The sequence below is a fragment of the Arsukibacterium sp. UBA3155 genome (assembly GCA_002364615.1).
GTDB lineage: Bacteria > Pseudomonadota > Gammaproteobacteria > Enterobacterales > Alteromonadaceae > Alishewanella.
Genome location: DEYP01000025.1, coordinates 401,958 through 428,138, shown reverse-complemented (window position 1 = coordinate 428,138; position 26,181 = coordinate 401,958). Strand labels below are relative to the sequence as shown.

The 26,181-nt window shown below is 49.5% G+C and carries 22 protein-coding genes; 14 read left to right on the top strand and 8 right to left on the bottom strand.

From position 1 onward, the window contains the following. The first annotated feature begins 65 nt into the window (after positions 1-65). The 3 genes from B2X65_RS13845 to B2X65_RS13835 all read left to right on the top strand — a co-directional run bounded on the left by B2X65_RS13845 (position 66) and on the right by B2X65_RS13835 (position 3,966). A complete protein-coding gene (locus B2X65_RS13845) occupies positions 66-2,027 on the top strand; it encodes a putative bifunctional diguanylate cyclase/phosphodiesterase (protein ID WP_290613491.1) in 1,962 nt (653 codons plus the stop codon). Between the two features lie 76 nt (positions 2,028-2,103). Continuing rightward, positions 2,104-2,289 carry a hypothetical protein gene (locus tag B2X65_RS13840; protein WP_290613489.1) on the top strand — a complete coding sequence of 62 codons (186 nt, stop codon included), beginning with the start codon at positions 2,104-2,106 and terminating at the stop codon, positions 2,287-2,289. A gap of 9 nt (positions 2,290-2,298) precedes the next feature. Beyond that, positions 2,299-3,966, top strand: a complete 1,668-nt coding sequence (locus B2X65_RS13835; RefSeq protein WP_290613487.1) for a methyl-accepting chemotaxis protein — start codon at positions 2,299-2,301, stop codon at positions 3,964-3,966. A 30-nt stretch (positions 3,967-3,996) separates the two neighbouring features. Here B2X65_RS13835 and B2X65_RS13830 read toward each other — a convergent pair whose 3' ends face one another. The 5 genes from B2X65_RS13830 to priA form a co-directional block, all read right to left on the bottom strand. Then, entirely contained in the window at positions 3,997-4,365 is a 369-nt protein-coding gene (locus B2X65_RS13830) for a DUF971 domain-containing protein (RefSeq protein WP_290613486.1), read from the bottom strand. Between the two features lie 60 nt (positions 4,366-4,425). Further along, positions 4,426-5,775 (bottom strand): HslU--HslV peptidase ATPase subunit, encoded by a 1,350-nt coding sequence (gene hslU / locus B2X65_RS13825; protein WP_290613485.1) that lies wholly within the window; start codon positions 5,773-5,775, stop codon positions 4,426-4,428. A gap of 11 nt (positions 5,776-5,786) precedes the next feature. Further along, a complete protein-coding gene (gene hslV / locus B2X65_RS13820) occupies positions 5,787-6,305 on the bottom strand; it encodes an ATP-dependent protease subunit HslV (protein WP_290613483.1) in 519 nt (172 codons plus the stop codon). Positions 6,306-6,364: 59 nt separating this feature from the next. Further along, the gene (locus B2X65_RS13815; RefSeq protein ID WP_290613481.1) at positions 6,365-6,940 is read right to left on the bottom strand and encodes an SPOR domain-containing protein; all 576 of its coding nucleotides are present in this window, start codon (positions 6,938-6,940) and stop codon (positions 6,365-6,367) included. An 87-nt stretch (positions 6,941-7,027) separates the two neighbouring features. Continuing rightward, the gene (gene priA / locus B2X65_RS13810; protein ID WP_290613479.1) at positions 7,028-9,211 is read right to left on the bottom strand and encodes a primosomal protein N'; all 2,184 of its coding nucleotides are present in this window, start codon (positions 9,209-9,211) and stop codon (positions 7,028-7,030) included. A gap of 194 nt (positions 9,212-9,405) precedes the next feature. Here priA and rpmE point away from each other — a divergent pair, with 194 nt between their 5' ends. Together rpmE and B2X65_RS13800 are read left to right on the top strand one after the other, a co-directional pair. After that, complete coding sequence (gene rpmE / locus B2X65_RS13805) at positions 9,406-9,618, top strand: 50S ribosomal protein L31 (protein WP_019675731.1); 213 nt, start codon at positions 9,406-9,408, stop codon at positions 9,616-9,618. 577 nt (positions 9,619-10,195) lie between these two features. After that, positions 10,196-11,437, top strand: coding sequence for a malic enzyme-like NAD(P)-binding protein (locus B2X65_RS13800; protein ID WP_290613477.1), 1,242 nt, complete (start codon positions 10,196-10,198; stop codon positions 11,435-11,437). A gap of 86 nt (positions 11,438-11,523) precedes the next feature. On the opposite strand, the gene B2X65_RS13795 is transcribed toward B2X65_RS13800, so the two are convergent. Both B2X65_RS13795 and B2X65_RS13790 read right to left on the bottom strand, forming a co-directional pair. Continuing rightward, complete coding sequence (locus B2X65_RS13795; protein ID WP_290613475.1) at positions 11,524-12,333, bottom strand: SDR family oxidoreductase; 810 nt, start codon at positions 12,331-12,333, stop codon at positions 11,524-11,526. Positions 12,334-12,376: 43 nt separating this feature from the next. Beyond that, positions 12,377-13,141 carry a hypothetical protein gene (locus B2X65_RS13790; protein WP_290613474.1) on the bottom strand — a complete coding sequence of 255 codons (765 nt, stop codon included), beginning with the start codon at positions 13,139-13,141 and terminating at the stop codon, positions 12,377-12,379. 129 nt (positions 13,142-13,270) lie between these two features. Here B2X65_RS13790 and B2X65_RS13785 point away from each other — a divergent pair, with 129 nt between their 5' ends. Together B2X65_RS13785 and B2X65_RS13780 are read left to right on the top strand one after the other, a co-directional pair. Beyond that, positions 13,271-14,413, top strand: coding sequence for a sensor histidine kinase (locus B2X65_RS13785; RefSeq protein WP_290613472.1), 1,143 nt, complete (start codon positions 13,271-13,273; stop codon positions 14,411-14,413). Continuing rightward, complete coding sequence (locus B2X65_RS13780; protein ID WP_290613470.1) at positions 14,406-15,053, top strand: response regulator; 648 nt, start codon at positions 14,406-14,408, stop codon at positions 15,051-15,053. The genes B2X65_RS13785 and B2X65_RS13780 overlap by 8 nt, the downstream gene beginning before the upstream one ends. 86 nt (positions 15,054-15,139) lie before the next feature. Here the strand turns inward: B2X65_RS13780 and metJ are convergent, their stop codons facing one another. After that, positions 15,140-15,475, bottom strand: coding sequence for a met regulon transcriptional regulator MetJ (gene metJ, locus B2X65_RS13775; protein ID WP_290613468.1), 336 nt, complete (start codon positions 15,473-15,475; stop codon positions 15,140-15,142). Positions 15,476-15,671: 196 nt separating this feature from the next. On the opposite strand from metJ, the gene metB reads away from it, so the two are divergent. The 7 genes from metB (at position 15,672) to B2X65_RS13740 (ending at position 26,181) form a co-directional block, all read left to right on the top strand. Continuing rightward, positions 15,672-16,946 (top strand): cystathionine gamma-synthase, encoded by a 1,275-nt coding sequence (gene metB, locus B2X65_RS13770; RefSeq protein ID WP_290613466.1) that lies wholly within the window; start codon positions 15,672-15,674, stop codon positions 16,944-16,946. A gap of 6 nt (positions 16,947-16,952) precedes the next feature. After that, a complete protein-coding gene (gene metL, locus B2X65_RS13765) occupies positions 16,953-19,355 on the top strand; it encodes a bifunctional aspartate kinase/homoserine dehydrogenase II (protein WP_290613464.1) in 2,403 nt (800 codons plus the stop codon). A gap of 24 nt (positions 19,356-19,379) precedes the next feature. After that, on the top strand, positions 19,380-20,273 hold the full coding sequence (gene metF, locus B2X65_RS13760; protein ID WP_290613462.1) for a methylenetetrahydrofolate reductase: 894 nt from the start codon (positions 19,380-19,382) through the stop codon (positions 20,271-20,273). 158 nt (positions 20,274-20,431) lie between these two features. Beyond that, the gene (locus B2X65_RS13755) at positions 20,432-23,269 is read left to right on the top strand and encodes a ligand-binding sensor domain-containing diguanylate cyclase (RefSeq protein ID WP_290613460.1); all 2,838 of its coding nucleotides are present in this window, start codon (positions 20,432-20,434) and stop codon (positions 23,267-23,269) included. A 128-nt stretch (positions 23,270-23,397) separates the two neighbouring features. Beyond that, a complete protein-coding gene (gene argC / locus B2X65_RS13750) occupies positions 23,398-24,429 on the top strand; it encodes an N-acetyl-gamma-glutamyl-phosphate reductase (RefSeq protein ID WP_290613458.1) in 1,032 nt (343 codons plus the stop codon). Next, entirely contained in the window at positions 24,426-25,196 is a 771-nt protein-coding gene (gene argB / locus B2X65_RS13745) for an acetylglutamate kinase (protein ID WP_290613456.1), read from the top strand. Before argC ends, argB begins: the two co-directional genes overlap by 4 nt. Positions 25,197-25,266: 70 nt before the next feature. Continuing rightward, positions 25,267-26,181: an ornithine carbamoyltransferase gene (locus B2X65_RS13740; RefSeq protein ID WP_290613454.1), complete on the top strand. Its 915-nt coding sequence runs from the start codon at positions 25,267-25,269 to the stop codon at positions 26,179-26,181.

Below are 26,181 nucleotides of genomic sequence, written 5' to 3'. Positions count from 1 at the left end.
ATTGACATGCCATGAGAGAGCGAAACGTGCCCGCAGAATTATTCGCCCGAATACCGCTATATTTAATGCAAGCTATATTAGCGTTGCTGATGGTACTGTCATTTTGGTATTACCTGCGGGTTTACCGGCAGCGCTATCTGAAATACTGGCTGCTGGCTTTTCTGGCCTTTGCCGGATATCAAACGTCCGTTTTACTCATCAATAATTCGCCGTTGGGATCGTCTGCTGCAAAATTAGCTCTGTTAATGCTAATGCATTTTTGTTTTTACGCATTTGCATTACTGATGTTGCTGGGAAATCGTTTGCAATTTACCAGCAACAGCATGCCGTTATTTCGCTGGTCTGCCCATTTCTACTTTCTGATTATTTTATTGCTGGCAATGGCCACTGCGCTGTTACCGGAAATATTGACAGTACTGGCGCCATGGCAAACATTTCTGGAATTTAGTTTTCGTTTTATCGTCGGCGGGCTGCTGCTTTTCAGCGCCGGCATCTGGCTATGGCAAAACAGTAAGTATAGAGTCGGACCCCGTTTATCAGCGGCAGTACTGCTGCTATGGGGCATGCTATACCTGATTACCGCTGGCGGTGAAATTTTGCAACCAACGAGTTATTTCTCGCTGAAGCAACTGATGGTTTATAAAAGTATTGAGCTTACTTTACTGGTATCGTTGGGGTTTTCACTGGTTATCTGGTTACAGGAAAATGAGCGCAGTACTAACCTGAAGCTCACGGAAAAAACCCGTTACCTTGATCGTCATGACCAACTGACCGGCGCGCTCAACCGCGATGCTTTGCTTATTCAGCTGGACGAATTAATTGTAAACCACAGTGCGGGTAGTTTGCATGTGGTGATGTTGGGGCTGGATAAATTTAAAAACGTCAACGAGTCTGTAGGTCTTAAGCAAGGTGACCGGATCTTGCGGGAAGTGATCCGGCGGTTCGAGCAAAGTATTGTTAAACCAACGCTGATTGCCCGCACCGGTGGTGATATTTTTGGCTTGGTGCTGGCGGATATTGTCAGTGATAAGCAACTGCAATATAGCTTACAGCATATCCAGCAGCTTATCGAAAAGCCCTTTTTGCTTGACAGCGGACCGATAAAACTGACAACCAGTATCGGTTTATCACACTTTCCTAATCATGCCTCTACGGCAGAACAACTGTTGCAGCAGGCTAATATCGCTTTTCATCAGTCAAAACGTGTGCAAGCCAGCTGGTTGAGTTATCAAACCGGCATGGAAGAGGAAACTGCGCGGCTGCTGGCCTGGGAAAGTGAGTTGCTGCAGGCAATCAGTGAAAATCAGTTTGTATTGTACTACCAACCGCAGCTGAGCTTGCGCAGTAATTTGCTTGAAGGTTTTGAGGTGCTGGTGCGCTGGCAACACCCACAACGCGGTCTGTTAATGCCAGGGCAATTTTTACCATTGTGCGAGCAACTTGGCCTGAGCCAGGTATTGGATTTAGTGATTTTGCGCAATGCTATTGCCAGTATTTCGCGTTGGCAGCAACAGGGCGTCCGTATTCCACTGGCAATAAATATGTCGCCGATTCATTTTGAGCAGGAAGGGTTAAAACAGGAACTTACCGGCTTGCTGCAGCAATATGCGGTGTCACCTGAAATGGTCGAGTTAGAAGTGACGGAAAATACCGCGATGCAGGATATGGAAAAAGGCTCGAACTTTGCACTGGAATTGCAGCAAATGGGCATTAAAGTGTCGATAGACGATTTTGGCACCGGTTATTCTTCGCTGGCTTATTTACGCAAAATGCCAATCGAAAAAATAAAGATTGACCGCAGTTTTGTGATGGATATGACATCAAATGATTCAGACATGATCATAGTAAAAACTATGATAAAGCTGGCGCATGGCCTGGGTAAGCGTATTCTGGCCGAGGGAGTTGAGACCTCTGATCAACTGAATTTACTGCGCAGTTTATCCTGCGATGCAGTGCAGGGATATTATATTGCCAAACCACTGCCCGAGTCTGAAGCTTTAGCCTTTTTTAAAGCGTATCCATGCTAACTATTCAGCCTGATGCTGTTAACATTTACTAAAGTAAACTAAGCTTAATTTTCTTACAGTAGACTGAGTGCCCTCTATGAAGTTACTACGCCAGTTAACCATTAAACAACGGCTATTAGCCAATGCGTTTGCGTTAATTATCGCCATGCTAATGATGCTGGCGATCCTGTTTTATCAAAGCAATCAACTGAGTAGTCTGGCTGCTACCCAGCAGTTGGTCGAGCAGCTTAATACCGACGTGCTGATGCTGCGCCGCCAATAAAAAGATTTTATGATGCGCACTGACCTGAAATATCAACAGCGGTTAAATGATCAGATAGAGCAGTTAACTACTAAGGTTGCTGCATTACGCCAGTACTTAGCCAAGCACAACATTGATGTTGCACCACTCAACCAGTTCAGCCAACTCACCTCAGAGTATCAAAACGTATTTAATAACCTGGTGTCGCAGCAAAAGCAGCTGGGTTTGAGCGCAGCTGAAGGCTTACAGGGCCGACTGCGTGAGAGTGCCCAAACTTTGGAGCAGCAGCTTAGCCAGGCCGATGAAATTCAGTTACAACTGAACTTGCTGCAGTTACGGCGCCAGGAAAAAGATTTTTTACTGCGCCGTGAACTGCGCTATGTTGAAGGCTTTAACAGCGCCTTCTCTGATTTTATCGCCGCATTGCAACGCAGCTTTCCTGCCGGTGTCGCCCCGGCCAATGCCTATCGTGATGGCTTTAATAGCCTGGTAACCGGCATGCAGCAATTCGGGCTTGATGAAACACAGGGCCTTACTGGCGAGATGCGCTCGGCTATTCAGCAAACCGAAACCAGCTTAAAGGCATTATCCGAAGACAGCAGCAGTGCCATCGCCAATGCGGTTCAAACTACCAAACAGCTGGCGGTCGCTATTTTTATCGTGGTATTAATTCTGATGCTGCTGTTAGTTGGATTTACCAGCAGCAGTATTATCAACCCAGTGCTCGCGGTGTGCAAAACTATTGGCTTGATCCGCAATGAGCACGATTTCCGGCAACGGGTGGATGAAAGTGGCCAGGATGAAATGAGCCATCTGGCGCAGGATTTTAATGCCATGCTGGCAGATATTCAGCATTTAATCAGAACGGTGAACGACGCCTTGGGGATGCTGGATCAGGCAACAGCGGAACTGGCACAATCAACTTCAGATACCAGTGAGGGCATGCAGCGCCAGCAGTCTGAAACCGATATGGTCGCCACCGCAGTTACTGAGATGGGAGCGACCATTAACGAAATTGCCAGTAATACTGAAATGACAGCGGCCAAAGCTGAGAGCACGAATCAGAATGCTAACAGTGGCCGCAAAGAAGTGGAACAAACGGTTAATAAAATTCAGCAATTGTCGGGCCGGTTACAGCAGGCTACGACTATTGTCACCGAACTTGAGCAAGACAGCCAAACCATTGGTTCCGTACTCGATGTTATTCGTGGCATTGCGGAGCAAACTAATTTGCTGGCGTTAAATGCGGCCATTGAGGCGGCCCGGGCCGGCGATCAGGGCCGGGGTTTTGCTGTAGTGGCAGATGAAGTCAGGCATCTGGCACAACGCACTTCACAATCGACCGGTCAAATCGAAGAGATAATAACCGCACTACAAGGTCGTACCCGCCATATTGTTGAGGCGATGCAGCAATGCCGGCAGCAAGGTACCGACAGTGCCGAGCAAGCCGGCATTGCCATGACGTTACTGGGCGAAATTACTCAGGACGTGACTAACATTATGGATATGACCACGCAGATAGCCGCAGCCATTGAGCAGCAAAGCCATGTTGCCGCTGAGGTGAATAAAAACGTGGTGAAAATTCGTGATTTGTCTGACGATACGTTTGGTTACGCCCGACAAAATGCAGCGATTAGCGAGGAAGTGGCGCAGCAGGCCGCCAGTTTGCGCCAGAGCGTTGAAATATTCAAAGCCTGACGCGAGCCGCTGTGCACGTTTAGTGAAGAATTAACTAAGCTGACGGGTGCTGATCAGACTATCACGACTGGCATTGGCTGCTTTAAGCTGAGCCAGATAGCGCTGCCACAGCTCTTGCTGCTCTTGCGCCAACTGGCACAAATAACTGAAATGATAAAGACCGGTATTATGGCCATCGTCAAAGGTTAATTTAACCCCGTAGTGACCCACGGGGCTAATTGACAGAATGGCCACATCCCGTTTATTGGCCACCAGTTTCGGCTGACCGTGGCCCCGCACTTCTGCCGATGGCGAATGAACCCGAAGGAACTCAGCGCTCAGCATTTTTACCGACCCATCACTGAAGATCAGGTCCAGCAACCGTTGTTGCTGGTGGTAGTGCAGGGTGCGTAATACCATAAGTTACCTGGCTAGTTAAAATGTGTTTAGCGGGTACACCGGCTGTGATGACCCATCTGACTATAAAATGAAACGACTTAAATCTTCATCCTGCACCAGTGCGCCCAAGTGTTGCTCAACATAATCGGCGGTAATGTCGATATGCTCACCAGCATGGTCGGCTGCGTCATAAGAGATTTCCTCCAGCAAACGCTCCATCACCGTATACAAGCGCCGGGCGCCGATATTTTCAGTTGTCTCATTCACTCGAAATGCGGCAGCGGCTATGCTTTTAATCCCTTCATCACTAAAGCTGATATTAACGCCTTCGGTTGCCAGCATGGCGATAGATTGCTCTGTTAGCGATGCTTTGGGTTCGGTTAAGATCCGTTCGAAGTCAGCTGCGGTCAGTGCTTCCAATTCTACCCGGATCGGCAGGCGGCCTTGCAGCTCAGGGACCAGATCAGAGGGCTTACTCATCTGAAAGGCGCCAGAGGCAATAAATAAAATATGGTCGGTTTTCACCATGCCATGCTTGGTGTTGACGGTACAGCCTTCGATTAATGGTAATAAATCGCGCTGCACGCCTTCCCGCGATACATCCGGGCCACTGGTTTCACCACGTTTACAAATTTTGTCAATTTCATCCAGAAACACGATGCCATTTTGCTCGACGGCCTCCAGGGCCTGGGCTTTTAGTTCTTCCGGATTGACCAGCCGGGCAGCTTCTTCTTCGACCAAGTGCTTCAGTGCGTCTTTAATTTTCAGTTTACGCTTTTTCTTTTTATCCTGGCCCAGGTTTTGAAACATGCTTTGCAGCTGCGAAGTCATTTCTTCCATGCCAGGCGGCGCCATAATTTCGACACCGACCGGAGTTTGTGCCAGTTCCAGCTCTATTTCTTTATCATCGAGCTGGCCTTCACGCAGTTTTTTGCGGAAAATTTGCCGGGTGGAACTGTTTGTAGAATTACTGTCAGTGGCCGATTGATTATCCTGATCGGCCCAGCTATCACGGGGTTTTGGCAATAACGCATCCAGAATGCGCTCTTCTGCAGCTTCTTCTGCCCGGAACCGGTTTTTTGCAATTGCCTGTTCGCGCAGCATTTTTACCGCGCTGTCGGTCAGATCACGAATAATGCTTTCCACTTCTTTACCAACATAACCGACTTCGGTAAATTTAGTCGCTTCAACCTTAATAAAGGGCGCATTCGCCAGTTTGGCTAAACGCCGGGCTATTTCCGTTTTACCTACCCCGGTGGGACCAATCATCAAAATATTTTTCGGGGTAACTTCTGCACGCAGGCCAACGTCTAGTTGCATCCGGCGCCAGCGGTTGCGCAGGGCAATGGCCACGGCACGTTTCGCTTTGCTTTGGCCAATAATATGCCGGTCCAATTCATGGACAATTTCTCTGGGGGTCATATCAGACATAATAAACCTGTTTAAAGTTGTTCAATGGTGTGTTGCTGGTTGGTGTAGACACAGATATCACCAGCAATAGTTAAGCTTTTCTCTACGATATCCGATGCGCTAAGCTCAGTATTTTGCAGTAACGCTGTGGCAGCAGCCTGAGCAAAAGGACCGCCGCTGCCAATAGCGATAAGATCGTGTTCCGGCTGAATCACATCGCCGTTACCGGTAATAATAAGCGAACAGTTGGCGTCAGCGACAGCCAGCAGAGCCTCAAGCTTACGCAGCATACGGTCGGTCCGCCAGTCTTTGGCCAGTTCAACCGCAGCCCGCATTAAGTGGCCCTGGTGCAATTCCAGTTTGGCTTCAAACCGTTCAAACAGGGTGAAAGCATCGGCAGTGCCACCGGCAAAGCCTGCCAGCACTTTGTTGTTATAAAGCCGGCGTACTTTGCGGGCGTTACCTTTCATTACGGTATTGCCTAACGACACCTGACCATCGCCACCAATGGCGACATGGCCGTTGCGGCGCACAGAAACGATAGTTGTCATGAATTTTAGCCCTATGGCAAATAAACCTAGGGCTTAAGTGTGGCTGACAACGCTGCTTTTCAAGTCCAGTTCCAAATACGGCAGCCATTGATGTTTTGCTGCTGTAGCCGGTTTCGGTCGGCAGTTGCCTGGCGTTTTGAGTCATAGGGGCCTAAAACTACCCGATACCAGACGCCATTACTGCCTTCTGTGCGGCGCACCGCAGAGGCGTAACCGGCAAATGCAATTTGGGCACGCATTGCTTCGGCCTGCTCGGCCTGGCGAAATGAACCGCATTGCATTTGAAACGGACCTTGTTTCTCGCGCTCTGTGGTGTCTACTTCTACCTGTACCTCTTTATTTTCTAGTTCTTTGATGTATTGGTAAGGTTCTGCGACGGGTTTAACTGGTAAATCGTCGATTGCGGCTGTGCTTTTTGAAACATCAGCTGGGGTATCAGCGGGAGCAGACGGCTGTTGTTTCAGATACCACAGAAAGCCGGCAAAACCGCTGAGCAAAATGGCAGTCACCAGCATCAGCAGCCAGTGACGATTTGCCTTGCTGGTAGCTCTGGAATTGCCCCGGCGCGCAGCGCTGGCTCTCGGTTTTGCTTTGGGCTTAGGGCGGGCAGTTTTTACGTAATCTTTTTGCGGCATATTGACAGCTTAACAACCTGGCTTAAGAATTCACTGGCGCTATTCTACCTGCTTAGTCTGAAAAAGAAATAAGCAGCAACAATACGGTTAACTTAAGTCGATAGGGTCGACATCCAGTTGCCATTTCAGTTGGCGGCTGAGCGGCCACTGCTGTATTGCTTGCAACAGTGTGGCTAGGGCCTGATGCAGTTGTGGCCTTTGTGCGCTGTAAAGTTGCAGTTGCCAGCGGAATTTGCCGGCCCGTTTTTCCATCGGTGAGCTCAGCGGGCCCAGCAATTCAAGCCCGGGCAGGGTTTTAGCCATGGCAGCCAATTCCGTTAACCACTGCTGGCACAAGTTGCTTTGCAGTGCTTCAGCCCGAAACAGCGCCAGGTGCTGATACGGCGGTAACCGGGTATGCTGCCGCTCCAGCAGGGCGCTGCGGGCAAACGCCGCATAACCATTCTGAATAATATCCTGCAGCAATACATGCTCCGGATAGTGTGTTTGCAGCAATACGGTGCCGGGGTTGCTCCCTCTGCCAGCCCGACCCGCCACCTGAGTCAGTAACTGGCCTAATTGCTCGGGTGCTCTGAAATCACTGCTATACAGGGCACCATCGACATCAACAATGACCACTAAAGTGACATAGGGGAAGTGATGTCCTTTTGCCAGCATCTGGGTACCAAGAATTAAACGTGGGCCACTTTGGTTAATGCTGTCAAGCGCACTGGCCAGCGCACCCTTGCGCCTTGTAGTATCACGATCAAGCCGGGTAATGGCAACATCAGGAAATAATTGCTGTAAATTCTCTTCCAGTTGCTCGGTGCCCTGGCCAACAGGTGCCAGGCGGGCACTGCCGCACTCTTTGCATTGGCGGGGCACGGCTTTTATGGCACCACAGTGGTGACAAACTAACTGCCGGCTTTGTTTATGATAGGTAGTAAAAGCGTCACAGCGATGGCATTCGGTAAGCCAACCGCATTCCTGACAGCTTAGAGCCGGTGCAAAGCCGCGCCGGTTTAAAAATAACATCACCTGCATACCCTGCTGCAGTTGCTGCCGGATGTATTGTAATGTCTGGCTTGCCAGGCCAAATTGCAAAACCTGCTGTTTTAAATCGACCAGCTGATAACGGGGCATGGCCTGGCCACCCGCCCGATTTTGCAAGCTAAGGTGAACAAAGCGTTGTTGTTGGCAATTGTATAGACTTTCCAGCGAGGGGGTGGCAGAGCCCAGTAAAATTGGACACTGTTCTATGGCCGCTCTTTTTATGGCTAAATCACGGGCGTGGTAGCGAAAGCCATCCTGCTGTTTTAACGATTGGTCGTGCTCTTCATCAATAATAATCAGGCTTAGCCTGGCAAAAGGTAAAAACAACGCGGAGCGGGTACCAATAACAATAGCGGTGCTACCTGCCTGGGTTTGCTGCCAGCAATTAAGGCGTTCAGTATCCGTCAGATTAGAATGCCAGCATAACACCGGGGCCTGAAAGCGGCTTTGGAAGCGAGCCAGCGTTTGTGGTGTAAGGCCAATTTCCGGGACTATGACCAGCACCTGTTTGCCTGCATCGAGCAGTGGTGCAATAGCTTGCAGGTAAACTTCCGTTTTGCCTGAACCGGTTACGCCTTCCAGTAACAGGCTCTGAAAGCGCTCTGCTGCCTGGTTAATGGCTGTTACAGCCAACGCCTGGTCAGCAGTGAGCTGCAAGGCGGGCTGTTTCAGGCCGCGCTGATGATAAGGCGTCAGGGGCAGCAAGTGTTGTTCAATCAGGTTTTTGTCGGCCAACTGTTTCACTGTTGTTCGTGGATGGCTAGCCTGCAGTTCCAGCGCCGGAACCGGCCCCTGTTGTAAGGCTTGCCATACTTCCAGCTGTCTGGCTGAGCGTTTAAAATCAGCAGGACTGGCTTTAGCACCGGCCGGAGTTAATTGCCAGGCATGTTGTTGATAATCAGCCAGATTTTTCCCCTCACGCAGCAGTGCGGGCAGGGCTGCGGTTAGCACTTCGCCCAGCGGATGGTGATAATACTCTGCCGCAAAGGTCAGTAACTGGCGCAAGGTGTCGCTTATGACAGGCTGGCGATCAATAACGCTGATTACCGGCTTTAACTGAGCTAACGGATAGTGATCTGCCGGGTCAAGTTGCCAGGCAATACCAATTAATTCCCGTTTGCCAAAAGGGACCCGTAACCTGCAGCCTATCTGCACCTGCTGATTAGCACTTAACAAGTAATCAAAATGTTGCCGCAGTGGTAACGGCAGGGCCACGCGAATAACTGACACAGCTAGCATCCTTCAGATTAGGCAAGCCATAGTGTAAGATGCTCACCGGCAGCTGCCAAGCAAAACAAAGTGCTAAATAAGTCAGGTTGGCAGTTGCAACTTGGCTGGCTATCTATTAAGCTACGCGCCCTTAATTAACTGTAATTACGTATGGTGTCTGGCACACGATGACCAGATAGCGATACGGCCTAACGAGGTAACCCATGAAACCAGGTATCCACCCAGAATACAAAGAAATTACTGCAACCTGTACTTGCGGTAACAGTTTCAAAACGCACTCAGCGCTGTGTAAAGATATCCACTTGGACGTATGTTCAAGCTGCCACCCGTTTTATACCGGTAAGCAGAAAGTCTTAGACGTTGGCGGCCGTGTAGACCGTTTCAAAAAACGTTTCGCGGTATTGGGCAATCGTTAATTCGCCCGTTTATATCGTCATAAAAAAGCACCTTCGGGTGCTTTTTTTATGCGTCAACTCAATCAATATTAACCCTCCTTTTATTTACCACTGGCATTTAGCCACATTTCCAAAAAACCAGCTCCGCTTGTTTTTTAAGCAAATAGTCGATATTAATAAAAAAAATGTTTTAATTTCCGTTGTTTAGCAGATTATGCAACAAGTTATTTCTTGTTTGGATGGCTATACGCCTGAATTGGCTGCACTTTACCCGCTATTGGCTTGGTATCGTTTTTTATAGTTAATCACAATAATCGCAATCTTAATCGTGCTGCTGAGTGCACGGCATCCAAATATCGGCAAGAAATACCTAATACGGGTAAATGCTTTGTGGGACAGGGCTTGGCGATTGCGACTGAAGTTGCTATAACAATTAGCAATAAGACTAAAGTGGTATGGTCAGTAAGGCGTTGTTGCACTGTTAAAATCGTCAGACCTTAGGAATAGAAAGTGACAAACTAATCCTGATTACCCAATAAAAAATTGTTTCAAACAATAATCAGAAGTTACCCTCACTCATTAAATGCAGGAAAACACGATGTCAGATTTCAGAGAACAGGCACTTAAGTATCACGCAGAGCCTACCCCGGGAAAAATTAGTATTGAAATCAGTAAGCCGGCAGAAACTGTAAAAGACCTGGCACTGGCATACAGCCCGGGTGTTGCCGAGCCGGTGCGGGAAATTGCCGCTGACGTTGACAACGTTTACAAATATACCGCTAAAGGCAACTTGGTGGCGGTAATTACCAACGGTACAGCTATTCTTGGTTTAGGAAACCTGGGGCCAATGGCCTCAAAACCGGTAATGGAAGGCAAAGCACTGCTGTTTAAACGTTTTGCAAATCTTGACTCTATTGATATTGAAGTCAGCCACCGCACCACAGAAGAGTTCATCAATACGGTGGCCAATATCGCGGATACGTTTGGTGGCATTAACCTGGAGGATATTAAAGCGCCGGAATGCTTTGAAATTGAGAAAGAGCTGATTAAGCGCTGTAAAATACCGGTATTTCATGATGATCAGCATGGAACGGCGATTGTTACTGCAGCCGGCATGCTTAATGCGCTGGAAATTCAGGGTAAGGATATTAGTAAAGCTATCATTGTGTGCATGGGCGCGGGCGCTGCGGCCATTGCCTGTATGGAGCTGCTGATTAAATGCGGTGCCCAGCGTGAACACATTTATATGCTGGATACCAAAGGGGTGATTCACACCCGGCGGGACGATTTAAACCAATATAAATTACTGTTTGCCAATAATACGGATAAACGTACGTTAGAAGATGCACTAAATGGAGCGGATGTATTTGTGGGTGTATCTGGTCCGGACGTATTGCCACCAGAAGCGTTATCATTAATGGCGCCAAATCCGGTTATTTTTGCCTGCTCAAACCCTGATCCAGAAATTAAACCGGCGTTGGCACACGCTGCCCGCAAAGATTTAATTATGGCAACCGGTCGGTCTGATTATCCTAATCAGGTTAACAATGTATTATGTTTCCCATTTATTTTCCGCGGTGCGTTGGATGTGCGGGCCAGTGTTATTAATGATGAAATGAAAATAGCTGCGGTGAATGCGATCCGTGCTATTGCGAAAGAGCCGGTACCTGCTGAAGTATTACAAGCGGCGCAAATTGATAAACTTGAATTCGGTAAAGCTTATATTATTCCTAAGCCAATGGATCCAAGACTGTTACCGCGGGTAGCCCGTGCAGTAGCTGAAGCCGCAGTAGAGTCTGGCGTTGCCCGGATTGCGTTGCCGGAGAACTACTACCTATAACGTAGTTTCATCGAAAAAGATCAGGGCTGATGACATCTGTGTAGTCAGCCTTGACGACATCTAGCACTGTATGTCAGGCAGATTAATCAGCGGACTTTACTTTTTCGGATCATTTTATAAAGTAGCTCTGGTGAAAGCCGCGAGACCCAGGCACCAAGCCGTTCTTTTAGCCCACCAATTACGATATAGCTCTTGTTGCCAAGTAGTGCTTTTACCGCTTTTTCAGCAAATTGCTCCGCACTCATGGCATTGGCCTGAGCGGTGTCCATTTCACCGAGCGCCTTGCCATCACCGGTTAGTGCATTGAGTGACACATCCGTTTTGACAAAACCCGGGAAAAGCGTAGCGACAGTCAAGCCCTGGTCAAATAATTCGGCCCGCAGACTGTTTGCCCATAAATGCAGGGCGGCTTTGGCTGCTGAATAGCTGCCGCGGTATTGCGTGCCGACTAAACCCGCGACCGATGAAACAAAAATAACTTTGCCACCACCGTCTGCCAGCAGCAGAGGCAGAGCCTGACGGGTTAAGTTTATTTGAGCGAAATAATCCACTTCAAATAATTTACGCTCGGTCTCAAGGGGGGTGTCGAGGATCAGTGCCCGCTGGCTGATCCCGGCATTATTTATTAACCAGTCCAAACCACCAATCTGTTGCTGGATTGTCGCAATTGCGGCAGTGATGGCGTCATTGTCGGTAATATCAAGTGGTAGCAGCACATGCTGAGTGGCATTAGGCAAGCTATCGCGTACCCGTTCCAATTCTGTCTGACGACGGGCGCTTAGAATGAGTCGGGCGCCGTCGGCTGCCAGTTCGCGGGCTAAGGCCTCGCCAATGCCGCCAGAAGCGCCGGTGATCCAGATAACTTTGTTAGAAAGCGTCGTATTAGTTAGGGCCATAATGTTGTCCTGTACCTGTGTTGCACAGGACATTAAGCCAGCTTTAACGGTGTTGTAAAGCTTTGTTGGTCTGCACCTTATATTTACGCTGATAATAGCCTTTCAAAGCCATCAGCACGGTTAAGCCAATCACTGGCGCCGCCAGCCAGCTTACGATCTGCCATTCACCGGGCAGCCATTCTGATAACACTTTACGACCACCCGCAGCAAAAAATGCAGTGTAGACCGCAATACCAGCACCGACCATGGCACTGAAGTGTTCAATGATCCAGGCGCGTGGCGCCACGTCTTTTTTAAAGACATACATACTGATACTGCTGGCTGTTATCAGGCTGACTACCGCAAATATAATCAGCAGCGGCATGCCGATTCGGATCCCTTGCCAACCAACAAACACCGCAACCGGAAACATTAAAAATACCGGGCCCTGATAGGTCCAGCTGCGCAGCATGTCGCGGTTTGCTTTTGCACGTAATACGCCAATAGCATGGCGCACGGTTACCCAGGTGAGCATGCTCAACAGCAACAAAAAATATGTAAACGGAATACGCCATACCATCATTTTTTCAATTTGTTCATTACTGATTTGCTTAGTGTTGACGTAAATCCCGATGGGATCTGACATACCCATCAGGCTCATCACAATCCCTGAACCTGCAACAAACAGCATAATGTAGTAAAACACGTTGCCGGCGTTAATATGCAGCTTACTGCCTTTTCGAGCGATAATGGGTAGCCAGAATACCATTAGCGCGATAGCGCCTAGAAAAATGTGCATATATAACAATGTAGTGTGGATCGTTAACATAGTCAGCCTCCTTGGTTGATGGAGACAGCTTACGCCTGTGCCGTGGTGATAGCAGGTGCCAGAAGTCAGGATTTTCCACTATGACTTCTGGCCTATTGCAGTTATTTCGTGGCATCGCATAATAACCCCATGAAAAGAAAAATTGATTTTGCCAGCCTGGCCGGATTGTTAACCTGGTTGATGGTGTATGGCATTACCTTAACCATTTTACAGAAAACGGCATCGGCGCATGGCGGTATGCTGCTGCATATGCTTTTTTTAGGATATGGCGCCCTGTTCTGGCTGCTAACCCGGGAGCAGCGGCCTTATGGGTTGCGGGGCCGCTTTGGTCCCTGGTTATTATTACTGCAACTGCTGCTGGCTTTTGCGCTGCAGTGGTTGCTGAGGGATCGAAATTTCGATTTTCTGGCGATTTTGACGATTATCTGGGCCGCTATGCTGCCCTTTGTGTTGCGCACCGGCCCGGCAATGTTACTGACAATTCTGGTCGTCGCGTTGTGGCATCTGCTGATAGCCTGGCAAACGGGCAGTAGCGTCTGGATTACGGCATTGTTATACGGCAGTTTTCATCTGTTTGCGGTGCTGGTGCAAAGTGCCAGCCGGGATGCCGAAGCCGCCCGAGACGAGCTCGAGCAAAAGCATCAACAGTTACTGGCAACTCAACACTTATTGCAAGCTGCGTCGCGTCAGAGTGAGCGCACCCGCATCGCCCGCAATTTGCATGATGTGGTAGGCCATCATTTAACCGCGCTGACCATTCAGCTGCAGGTAGCCGGCCATTTAACCAGTGGCGAGGCAAAAGTGCAGGTGGATAATTGCCACCAGTTGGCAAAACTGCTGCTGGCCGATGTGCGTGAAGCGGTCAGCACCATGCGCCAGTTCGCGGATATCAGTTTGCTGGATGCAATAACAGGACTAACCCGTCTGTTGCCATCGCAGCTGGAAGTAAAACTGCAGGTTCCTGCTGAGATTATGCTCAACGATCTGGCTCAGGCGCAGCACCTGCTATGTATAGTCCAGGAAGCACTAAGCAACAGTTTAAAACACAGTGGTGCCAGCACCGTTGAAATAACGGCCCGGGTAGCGCAGCATCAGTTACAGTTAATGATTTGGGATAACGGCATACTGGCGCCTCGCTGGCAACCTGGTAATGGTATTACCGGTATGCACGAGCGCGTAACCGAGTGTGATGGTAGTTTACAACTGGCTACCCGGCAGCGTGCCATGCAGCTTACTATAACCTTGCCTTACAAAGAGAGTGACAATGCATAAGGTATTGCTGGTAGACGATCAGAAACTGATCCGTGACGGTATTAAAAGTTTGCTCGGGCTATCTGGCAAAGTCACCGTAGTGGGCGAGTGTGCAGATGGTTCCACGGTATTAAACGCCTGTGTTGAACTGCAGCCTGATGTGGTGCTTTTGGATTTATCAATGCCAAAGATGAATGGGGTACAAACTCTGGCAGCGATGAAGCAGGAAGGTATCAGCACGCCGACACTTATCCTGACCACTTTTGATGAACATGAATTAGTGTTAAAAAGTATCTCAGAGGGCGCCCGGGGTTTTTTATTAAAAGATGTGTCACTTGATACCCTGGTGCAGGCCATTGCAACGCTGGCCGAAGGCGGTAGCTGGTTTGCCCCTAACATTACCGAGCGTTTAGTAGGCACTATCAGAACCAGTAACAATAACGGCTTCAACATGCCCGCGTCGCTGGAACCATTGAGTGAAAAAGAATTGGAGATCCTGCAGCTTATGGCGGCAGGCTATAGCAACAAAGAAATTGCTGCAGCGCTGTATAAATCGGAGGGTACGGTAAAAAACCAGTGTTCTGCCATTCTGGCAAAACTCGGCGTGCGGGATCGCACCCGGGCTGTCTTACTGGCGTTAGAGCTCGGTCTTATCAGTTAGACGCTAAGCAATTGCTTTGGCTTGTTATACGCATTAAAAAAACCGCCTGCAGGCGGTTTTTTGTCTAAAAGGGTACATTTTGCTAGTTATTCTTCAGTGGTATCTGCTTCAATAATAACCGGAATGGGCTTGCCCATACTGGTAAGTATATGCCGTACTTCTGTCGGGATCTGGTGCGGGTTATCTTTACGTAAGTCTTCGTCTGCAGGCAATGGCTGGCCGGTAAACGCATGTAAAAAGGCTTCACACAATAATTCGCTGTTTGTGGCATGGCGCAGGTTATTAACCTGACGTCGGGTACGCTCGTCGGTCAATACTTTTAAAACATTCAGCGGAATGGAAACGGTAATTTTTTTTACTTGTTCTGACTTTTTACCATGTTCCGCATAAGGATGGATATATTCGCCATTCCATTTAGCCATAAGGGTACCTTAGTTATTTATAATGGTTATTCGTATTTGCTCGCGCATTTGCCAAATTCTAACTTTTTATCCCGCCATGTCCAATAGTGAGCAACAAATAATCATTATAGACGGCTAAATGGTTTGACATCCAATTTTTGATCGATATACTTTTAGACGTCTAAACATCCAAAAGTGAAAGTCAAAAGGTGTCGTTATGTCTCATTCAGCTGCTGCAACTATTACTGCCCGGGCCGGTATTGCCGAAGATACGGCATTTGGTGCAGTTACCCCACCTTTATATTTGACTACCACCTATGAGCTGCCTGCTTTGGGGCAACCGGGGCAATATGATTATTCCCGATCTAACAACCCTACCCGCGACACACTGGCAGAGGCGTTATGTGAGTTAGAGCAGGGGGCCAGAGCTATTGTTACAGGCAGTGGTATGTCAGCCTGTTTACTGGCACTGCAATTGCTGGGGCCTGAGGATACTTTGGTTATCCCGCATGACTGTTATGGCGGCAGCTACCGTTTGTTTACTAACCTGGCACAGCGTAAACAGGCTTTTAAGCTGGTGATCGTTAATTTTCAGCAGACTGACTGGGCAAAACAGCTTGTGGCAGCCAAGCCAGCGATGATCTGGCTGGAAACACCGAGTAACCCATTGTTGCAAATTACGGATGTAAAAGCCGTATGTCAGCTGGCCAGCAGCATAAAAGCTAAAGTGGTGGTTGATAACACGTTTTTATCCCCTGTGCTGCAGCAACCATTACAATTAGGCGCCGATATTGTAGTGCATTCCACCACCAAATATATCAATGGCCACAGTGATATTGTCGGAGGTGTGCTGGTGGCAAAAGACCCTGCCGTAGGTGATGAGTTAAAGTGGTGGGCGAATTGTTTAGGGGTAACCGGGCCGGCATTTGATAGCTATATGACGCTGCGCGGCTTACGCACTCTGGTGCCACGCCTGCAATTGCAGCAACAGAATACTGCTGAGCTGGTCAGCTTTTTACAACGCCAGCCATTGATTGGCAAACTTTACTACCCGGGGCTGGTCGAGCACCCTGGTCATGCTATTGCTAAAGCGCAGCAAAGTGGCTTTGGTGCCATGTGCAGTTTTGATTTAGCGGCACCCGCCGACGCGTTACCCGTATTCTTTTCCAGCCTGAGTTTGTTTACCCTGGCGCAATCGCTTGGTGGTATAGAGAGCTTAATTTGTCACCCGAGTACCATGACGCATGCCTCAATGGATGCGGCCGCGCAGCAAACCGCTGGTATTGGCCCTACGCTAGTCCGGTTATCAGTAGGTATTGAAGCGCCGGCTGATTTGATTGCTGACTTGCAATCCGGCTTTAATGCGGTTGCCAACTGGCTGGGTACGCAGCAGTCACGTCATCATTCGAAGCAGGCTGCGGCAAAAGTGCAGGGTAAATCAGAATTGAATCGCCAATACCGGCTTAACCCGGCTTTAACGGCGTTGTGGTAACCGGATATGAGTCAGCAAGTCACTGCAGCATTAACCCGGCATGGCTGTGAAGTCCATAAATTTGGTGGCAGCAGTCTGGCCAGTGCCAGCCGTTTTCAAGCCGTATCAAGGATAGTGCAGCAACAGGCCGGTTTACCCTGGGTCGTCGTGTCTGCCCCGGGTGACACCACGGATGCGTTGCTAGCCATTATCAGTCGTTACCAGCATGCTGAAGACATCAGCCTGCCTTTGGCCCGGCTCACCACCGCGTTACAGCAACTTGTCAGTGACACCTTAGCAGCACAGCATGCTGCGATAGTGCTGACAACGCTGAGCGGCTGGTTGCAACAGATACCCGACTGGTTAGCCAGCGAGCAAATAAATGAAGTATTGGCAATTGGCGAGTTATTGTCAGCAAGCCTGTTAGCCGCACTGTTAACGGAGCAAGGCAAACCCGCGCAGGCGATAGACGCCAGAGATTTCTTAGTGTTTAACGGCGGTGAACCCGACTGGCAGCAAAGTACTACGCGCTTTAGCAGATTGATAGCGGGTACGCAGTCAACGCAATGTCATATTATTACCGGTTTTATTGGCCGCGACGAAAAGGGCGGCAGTATTACGCTTGGCCGCAATGGCAGCGATTATAGTGCAACCTTAGTGGGGGCTTTACTTGGGGCGCAGCGGGTTAGCATCTGGACAGATGTTACGGCCATTTACAGTGCAGACCCGCGCAAGTGCACTAGTGCGGTTGCTTACCAGCAGGTTAATAAACGACAGGCTTGTCAGCTTGCCGCGCTGGGTAACCCGGTTCTACATGCCCGTACCCTGAGTCCGCTCTCTGGCACTGCTACTCATTTGCTGGTGCGTAGTGCCCTGCAACCAGAGTATGCCGGGTGTGCAGTTGAACCTGAGGCACCAAACCAGGCATTTTTAACCAGTTTAAATCCGGTGCGCTTAGTGTCATTAGCTGGCCGGTCGCAGATAGATGCCGACGCACTGGCGCGAGAGCTGCAAAGTGCTGTGGTGGTATTGCCGCACGCTGATAACGCTGATAACGCTGATCACGCCAGCGGTCAATGTTGGCTGATACCCTCTGATGTTTGGCCTGACGCCGCTACAAAGCTGCAGCAGCAGGGGTGTCATCCCCTGGCAGATACGATCGATTATTACGCGCTGGTGTGGTTAAAAGCCGGCAAGCAGCAACAGGTCAGTGCGGCTTTAGCACACTATCTGCAGCAGTTACAGGTACGGCACCTGTATGAAAATGATCAACTGGCCGTTTGGCTTTTTAAGCAGGAGTTAGCGGTGGCAGAGTTAAATCAGATCCATCAGCATTGCGTAGTAAGCAAACCAAGCCTGCAATTATTGGTAGCGGGCACCGGCAATGTCGGGGCGGAATTTTTAGCGATGTTGGCGCAGCAACAACAGGCGTTGGCAGAGGATATCACTCTGGAGCTGGCTGGCGTGTTTAACACCCGCCAGGCCTGGCTTGGCGCGCGGTTAAATCCGACGCTCTGGCAAGAACAGCTGGCGACTGCGAACCGTTATTCGACCGCGGAATTGCTGGACTATATTCAAAAATTACCAGCGCCAAAAGTATTGGTAGATATCACGCCCAGCCAGCAGTTTGCCAGGCAATATCCACAGTTTGTCGCGGCGGGTTGTCATATTATCAGTGCTAATAAGCAAGGCGTCACGTTACCACTTACTGAATACCGGTCTATTCGCTCAGCCGCTGCCAAAGCGCAGCTTAGCTGGCGCAGCAATACCACGGTAGGTGCGGGTATTCCGGTGCAACAGGTAATCAAAACTTTGTTGCAAAGTGGCGATAACATCAGTCGGATAAGCGGGATATTTTCCGGCACCTTATCCTGGTTGCTTTGTAAATATGATGGCAGCGTGCCGTTTTCAAGCTTGCTGAGCCAAGCGGCCGAACTGGGGTATACCGAGCCGGATCCAAGAGATGATTTATCGGGTATTGATGTACAGCGCAAGTTGTTGGTTCTGGCCAGAGAGCTGGGGCTGAGCCTGGAGTTAGCGCATATAAGCTTGCAACCCCTGATGCCCGAAGCGTTGCGTGCCGGCAGTTGGGCTGATGCCTGGCAACGTCGTGAGTTACTGGACAACATGCTGGCCAGCGCGCTGGCTGATGCTAAGGCTGCTGGCAAATTATTGCGTTATGCCGCGAGTTTAACCCTTAGCGACAGTGGAGCTAAGGCTGAAGTGAAATTGTTGCAAGTAGCCTCTGATGAGCCGCTAGCTGCGCTGGCACCCTGCGACAATATTTTTGTGATTGAAAGCCAGTGGTATAGCGCTAATCCGTTGGTGCTAAAAGGTCCGGGGGCCGGTAAGCAAGTTACCGCCGGTGGTATTCATGCTGATGTTGCCCAGTTGTGTCAGCAGCTTATATTAACTGGCGCAAGCCGTTAGTTTGATGGTTTAACGAGAGTAATTATGGCTTTTGCAAATGCCCGGTATCTGGATGCTATTAACCGAAACCTGCACGATGTGCAGGGCAAGGTGAACGTTAGCTTCGAATTTTTCCCGCCGAAAACGCCGCAGATGGAACAAACATTGTGGCAGTCGATTGAACGGTTGGCGCCGCTGGCTCCGTCGTTTGTGTCGGTGACCTATGGTGCGAATTCCGGAGAACGGGATCGCACGCATGATATTATCAAGTCAATTAAATATCGCACCGGCTTGATTGCCGCACCACATTTGACCTGTGTCGATGCCAGTAAAGATCAGCTTGTTGATATTGCCAGGGACTACTGGGATAACGGCATACGGCATATTGTTGCTTTGCGCGGCGATTTACCGCCAGACAGTGCAGCAATACCGGAGTTGTATGCTGCAGATTTAGTAGAGATTCTGCGTTCAGTGGCCGATTTTGATATTTCTGTGGCCGCCTATCCTGAGGTGCACCCACAAGCGCCTAACGCCCAGTTCGATTTGCTCAATTTAAAACGTAAAGTAGAAGCGGGCGCATCAAGAGCCATCACGCAATTTTTCTTCGATATTGAAAAGTTTTTACGCTACCGCGATCGCTGTGCAGCAATAGGTATTGATGTTGATATTATTCCGGGTATTTTACCGGTAACCAACTTTCAACAGTTGCAAAAGTTTGCCGGCCTGACCAATGTGGCTATCCCGGACTGGATGAACAAAGCCTACCAGGGGCTGGAAAGTGATCCAACGACCCGCAATCTGGTTGGGGCAAATATTGCCATGGAGATGGTCAAAGTACTGAGCCAGGAAGGCGTTGATCAGTTCCACTTTTATACCTTGAATCGCAGTGAACTAAGTTATGCTATCTGTCACTTGTTAGGGGCGAGACCGGTACTTTAGTCCTTCCTGTTGTATGATGCTTCCCAAGTAACGGCAAAAGCGGTAGTCTTGCTGTTGCACGTTTAGTTTTCATGAAACAGGGATTGGCCATGCCGTTGTTAACTGTTTGCCGGTGCAGTGCGTACAGCCTGCTTTGGTTGTTGAGTGGTCTACTGGTTATGCCAGTAGTCGCAACACCAACCGTTGCAAAAAATAATGACATGGTCAGCCTTGATAACTACTTCAGCGAGAGCTGGAGCACTATCGATGGGTTACCTCACAACACGATTAATGCGATTGCCCAAACTCCGGATGGCTACTTATGGTTTGCTACCTGGGAGGGCGTAGCCCGTTTTAACGGTCGTCGGTTCGATATTTTTGAACGCAACGCGCAAACCGGTCTGCCTGACTCTGGGATCCGTACCTTAAATGTTTCCGAAAATGGTGATCTTTTTGTGGCGGGTTCCCGTGGTGGCATCGCCAGAGTTAGGGGATACCAGTGGCAAAGTTATCCGCCGCTGGGAGTGCTCATTAATAAAGCAATAGTCGACAGTCAGCAACGGCTTTGGTTAGCGACTGAAGGGGAAGGCGTCATTATGCAGCTGCCCGATGGCAGTCGGCGCCAGTTTACCGAAGACGATGGCTTACCTGCCAATGCTGTTCATAGTTTATTTGAAGATAGTCAGGGTCAGATTTGGGTTGGTACCATGGCGGGCCTGGCATTAATCGATACTCAGTTAGCGTTAAGTCAGCAATTTACAGAGCAACTTTCGTTGCCGGTATTTGCCCTGGCTGCCACTAACGATCAGCAGTTGCTGATTGGCACAGAGCGCGGTCTTTACCAGCTGAGTGAACAACAGCAATTAGTCAGATTACTGGCCGATGTGCCGGTAGCGACCCTTTTGCCTGAAGCCTCAGGCGTACTGTGGATAGGTACGGTAGATCGGGGTTTATTGCGGCTTTTCAGTGATAAGGTCGAACAACTCAGTATTGAGCAGGGATTACCGAATAACCGGGTACTGGCACTGTTCAGAGATAAAGAGCGTAGCCTGTGGGTTGGCACTAATGGTGGGATATTCCGCTTGCGAGACGCGCCTTTTACCACCTACACCAGCGAACAAGGTTTAGCGGACAATTATGTCCGCACCGTCCTGTCTGATCAGGTTGATTGTGTTTATGTTGGTAGTAGCCAGGGCCTGGACCAGATTTGTGATGGCTCTATCCGCAATATCGACCTTTCCAGTCATGCCGCCGGGCAATCGGTGCTGAGTCTGGCGCAGGGGCAGCAGCAAAGCCTGTGGATTGGCACCTATACCGACGGTCTTTTACATTATGCAAATGGCGAGGTAGTCGCTCACTATCGTACTGAAGATGGTCTGGCAGCAAATGAAGTACGGGCAATTCTGCCAATGCCAGATGGCTCAGTGTTGGTTGGTACTTCGCAGGGACTCACGTTAATTGATCAGGGGCAGCTAACTACACCGATAGCCGCAGGAACACTGCCTTCTCCCTTTATCATGGCGTTGCATCTAACCGGTGATGGCCGGGTATTTATCGGCAGCGGTGCCGGCGTATCGATATGGCATAATAATCAGCTTCGTCAACTTGATTTTAGCGTATTGGATCAGGCCGAATACGCGTTTGGCTTTCTGGAAGACACCGAAGCCGGTATTTTATGGATGACGACTGACCGGGGGTTGGTAGCGTTTGATTTAGCCAGCGAACAGCTTGCCCTGGTTGGCAGAGCTCATGGCATGCCGTTTGATAAACTATTTCAGCTGGTTATAGATAAGCAACAACACTTCTGGATATCTACCAATAGGGGGGTACTTCGCATTGGCAGGCAGCAGGCGCTTGATGTGGTTTATGGTCGGCGCGATCAGGTAAATTATGAGCTGTTTGGCGAGAGTGACGGTATGGCCAGCTCTCAGGCTAATGGCGGGTCTTCGCCGGCAGCCAGTTTGCACAGCGATGGCTCGGTGTGGGTTGCTACCTCCGTTGGCGCCAGTAAAGTGCAGCCAACCAGATTGACGTCGTTCTCTGCAATCATTCCGCCAGTGGTGCTGGAGAAACTGGTGGCAGACGGTAAGGAGTACGCGCCAGAGCACAGGATTGAACTGGCTGCCGGCACCAGCCGGATAGAACTGGAATATGCTGGTCTTGGCTATATTATGCCGCAGCGCATTCGCTACCGGACTATGCTGGAAGGTTTTGAACAGGACTGGACCTTGCGCGGCAATCAGCCAAATGTGCAATATACCAATTTGCTCCCGGGCCAATACCGGTTTAACGTGGCGGCCTCATACCCCGATGGTGGCTGGAGTCCGGCGGCAACAGTATCATTTAGTATTGCACCTCACTTATGGCAACGGCCTTTGTTTCAGTTGCTGGTGGTGCTGGCGCTGGCAGTCCTTATTATCAGTGCGGTTCGTTGGCGCCTTGGTAGTTTAAAGCGCAGCGAATTAAAACTGAAATTACAGGTTGCGGAAAAAACGGCTGAACTGGCTGCCTTAGCCAGATTAGATTCATTGACCGGTCTGGCCAACCGCCGGGCATTTGATGAAGCAATGCAGCATGAGCTGAAACGGGCGAAACGCCAACAGGAACCACTTTGTCTGGCTTTGCTCGATATAGACCATTTTAAAAAGGTTAATGATAATTGGTCACACACAGTGGGTGATGAGGTATTAAAGCGGGTAGCCGCAGTCTTACAGAAACATTGTCGTGATATCGATTCGCTGGCCCGTTGGGGCGGCGAAGAGTTTGTTATTTTATTACCAGATACCCCTGTAGCCCTGGCCGAGGAGGTCTGCGACAGACTCCGGCAGCAGGTAGCCAGTGCAGACTATTCTGACATTGTTGCTGATTTGACCATTACGTTAAGTATTGGTTTGGCGATACTAGACGATAAGGATGACGGCAAGCAATTGCTTATTGATGCAGACAGAGCGCTGTATCAGGCAAAAAACCATGGCCGTAATGCTGTGATTACTAACGATAACAACAATGATGATTGATTTTTAAAAATAGATAAAAATTCACAAAAACAGCATAATTATTGTTGATTCTGCATGTTTGCCGTTCTACACTAGCAGCCGTTATATGCTATAACTTTTAGCTGGTTTTGCAACTGAATAGGGTAAACATGTCTTTAGTGTCATCTTCTGATCCAAAAATTCGCAGTGCAGTGTTAGGTGCTGCTGGCTACAGCGGTGCCGAGCTATGCGCTTTATTGGTAGCCAACCCTTATTTTTCGCTGGATTACGCGTTTGCGTCTGCGGGTCGCACCGCAGAGCCATTAAGCAATTTATATCCACGCTTTACCAATGCCATTGATATTACGGTTGAGCCCTGGCAGGACGAAAGGATCGGCAGCTTACACGTTGATGTCGCTTTTCTGGCGTTACCGCATGAAGCCAGTGAAGCCGTTACGCCATTGCTGTTGGCAGCTGGTATAGTGGTGGTCGATTTATCGGGGGCGTTCCGGCTTAAAGAGCCTGCGCTGTATCCTAAATATTATGGTTATCAGCATCAGCACCCAGAACTGTTAAATGAGGCAGTATATTGCCTGATGGAATGGCTGAAGGAGACTCCGAAAAATCTGATTTCAGTCCCCGGCTGTTATCCAACTGCCTGTTCATTGGCACTATTACCTTTGGTGAGCTCTGGCTTACTGGCGGAGCAATGCATCCCGGTGATTAATGCGACCAGTGGCGTGTCCGGAGCCGGCCGCAAAGCCGCGCTTAGTACGTCATTTTGTGAAGTGGGTTTAAATGCCTATGGCTTTTTTGGGCATAGGCATCGTCCCGAAATTGAACAAAACCTTGACCGGAAAGTGGTATTTACTCCCCATTTAGGCAATTTTAAACGCGGTATTCTTGCTACCAGTGTGGTGACATTAAAATCTGATGTCAGTCCAGAGCAGGTTAAAAGCGCGTTCACCGAGGCTTATCAGCATAAACCGTTGGTCCGAATATTAAATCAATCACCTAATGTCGCTAACGTGGCCGGTACTCCCTATTGCGACTTATATTGGCAGCAAGATGGCGAGCAGCTGGTTGTGGTTTCAGCCATTGATAACCTGCTAAAAGGCGCTGCAGCGCAGGCAATGCAAGCCGCCAATGTACGCTTTAATAAGCCCGAAACTGCCGGTTTATTTGGCGGGGTGGCAGTATGAAAACTTTACCGCTGGTAATAAAAATGGGCGGCCGTTTATTGCAGGAGCGCCCTGCGCTGGATGCACTACTTGCCGTGTGCTGTCAGCTCAAACAGCAGCGGCCTGTGGTACTGGTGCATGGTGGTGGTGACCAGGTCGACCTCTGGCTGGCAAAATTTGGTTTTAGCACTGAGAAAATTGATGGCCAGCGTGTATCCCCTGCAGAACAAATGCCGGTAATAACCGGCGCGCTGGACGGTGCAGTTAACGCTGAATTAGTCAGCCGGGCGATGCAGCAAGGCTTGAATCCGGTAGGGCTGAATCTGTCTGCAGGCGCCAGCTTGAAGTTTACGGTTAATACTAAGCTTGGTGCGGTTGGCCTGGCAAAAGCGAATAGTGCAACGCTGATCCAGTTGTTACTGGAGCAAGGTTTTACGCCGGTGTTCAGCTCGGTAGGTATTGGAAGTGAAGGCCAGTTGCTCAATGTAAACGCGGATTTAGCCGCTGCCGCCATTTGTCAGTTAGTGCAGGGTGAATTGGTCTTACTGACAGATGTTCCGGGTATTCTGGACAGCCAGATGCAGCTTATTGCCGAGCTTAGCCCCGCTGGCGCCGCTGAGCTGGTAGCCAGTGGCGTAATTAAAGGCGGCATGAAAGTAAAACTGGATGCAGCCCTGGAAACTGGCCTGGCGCTGCGGCGCAATATCATTGTTGCGGGCTGGCAACAGCCAGAGAATTTATTAAAGCTGATGCAGAACGAGCCGGTTGGCACCTGCATTTTATATTAAACCTGCCGCAGTGTGACAGTGTACTGATGGCATAACCTGGGAAACCGCCTGGCGGATAACAGCGTGTTTTATGAGTAAATTAAGTCAGCTATTGTGCTTAGCGGATTTGGACCGGACCCAACTTAGTCAGATGTTGACGTTAGCCGTAAAAATCAAGCAGAACCCGGCGCAGTATAGCTCGGCGTTGGCCGGCAAAAGCATCGCCCTGCTGTTTGAAAAGCCTTCGTTGCGTACCCGGGTTAGCTTTGATGTGGGAATTAATAAGCTGGGCGGGCACAGTGTTTATCTCGATTTACAAAATGGTGCCATGGGCGTACGTGAGTCGGTGCAGGATTTCGGCAGTAATCTGGCGTGCTGGACCGATGCGATCGTCGCCCGGGTCTTCAGCCAGAAAACGTTGATAGAGCTGGCACACAGCAGTAAAAAGCCGGTAATTAATGCCCTGAGTGATTTATATCACCCTTGCCAGGCTCTGGCGGATTTACTGACGTTACATGAGCAATTTGGTGAGCTGGACAAGGTGCATGTAGCCTTTGTTGGAGACGGCAATAATGTTTGCCATTCTTTAATGCTGGGCGCGGCAATCATGGGCATGGATTTAACCGTGATTACCCCTCCGGGTTATGGCCCTGATGCCCACGTTTTACTTAAAGCACAGCAACTGGCAGCGAAAAGTGGCGCTAAACTGATTCTGAGTCAGCATTTATCTTCTGCCGCAGGGGTAGATGCCATTTATACCGACACCTGGTTGTCGATGGGCGCTAAAGCGGATCCCAAGCAAGTTGGCCAGTTATTCGCCGATTATCAGATTAATACTGCGGTAATGCAGCGTTTAGCAGTAAAACATTTTATGCATTGTCTGCCGGCGCATCGGGGCCAGGAAGTGACCAGCGAAGTGCTCGACAGTGATTATTCACTGGTATTGCAACAGGCCGAGAATCGGATGCATGCCCAGAATGCAGTTTTAGTCAGTTTATTTAGTTGA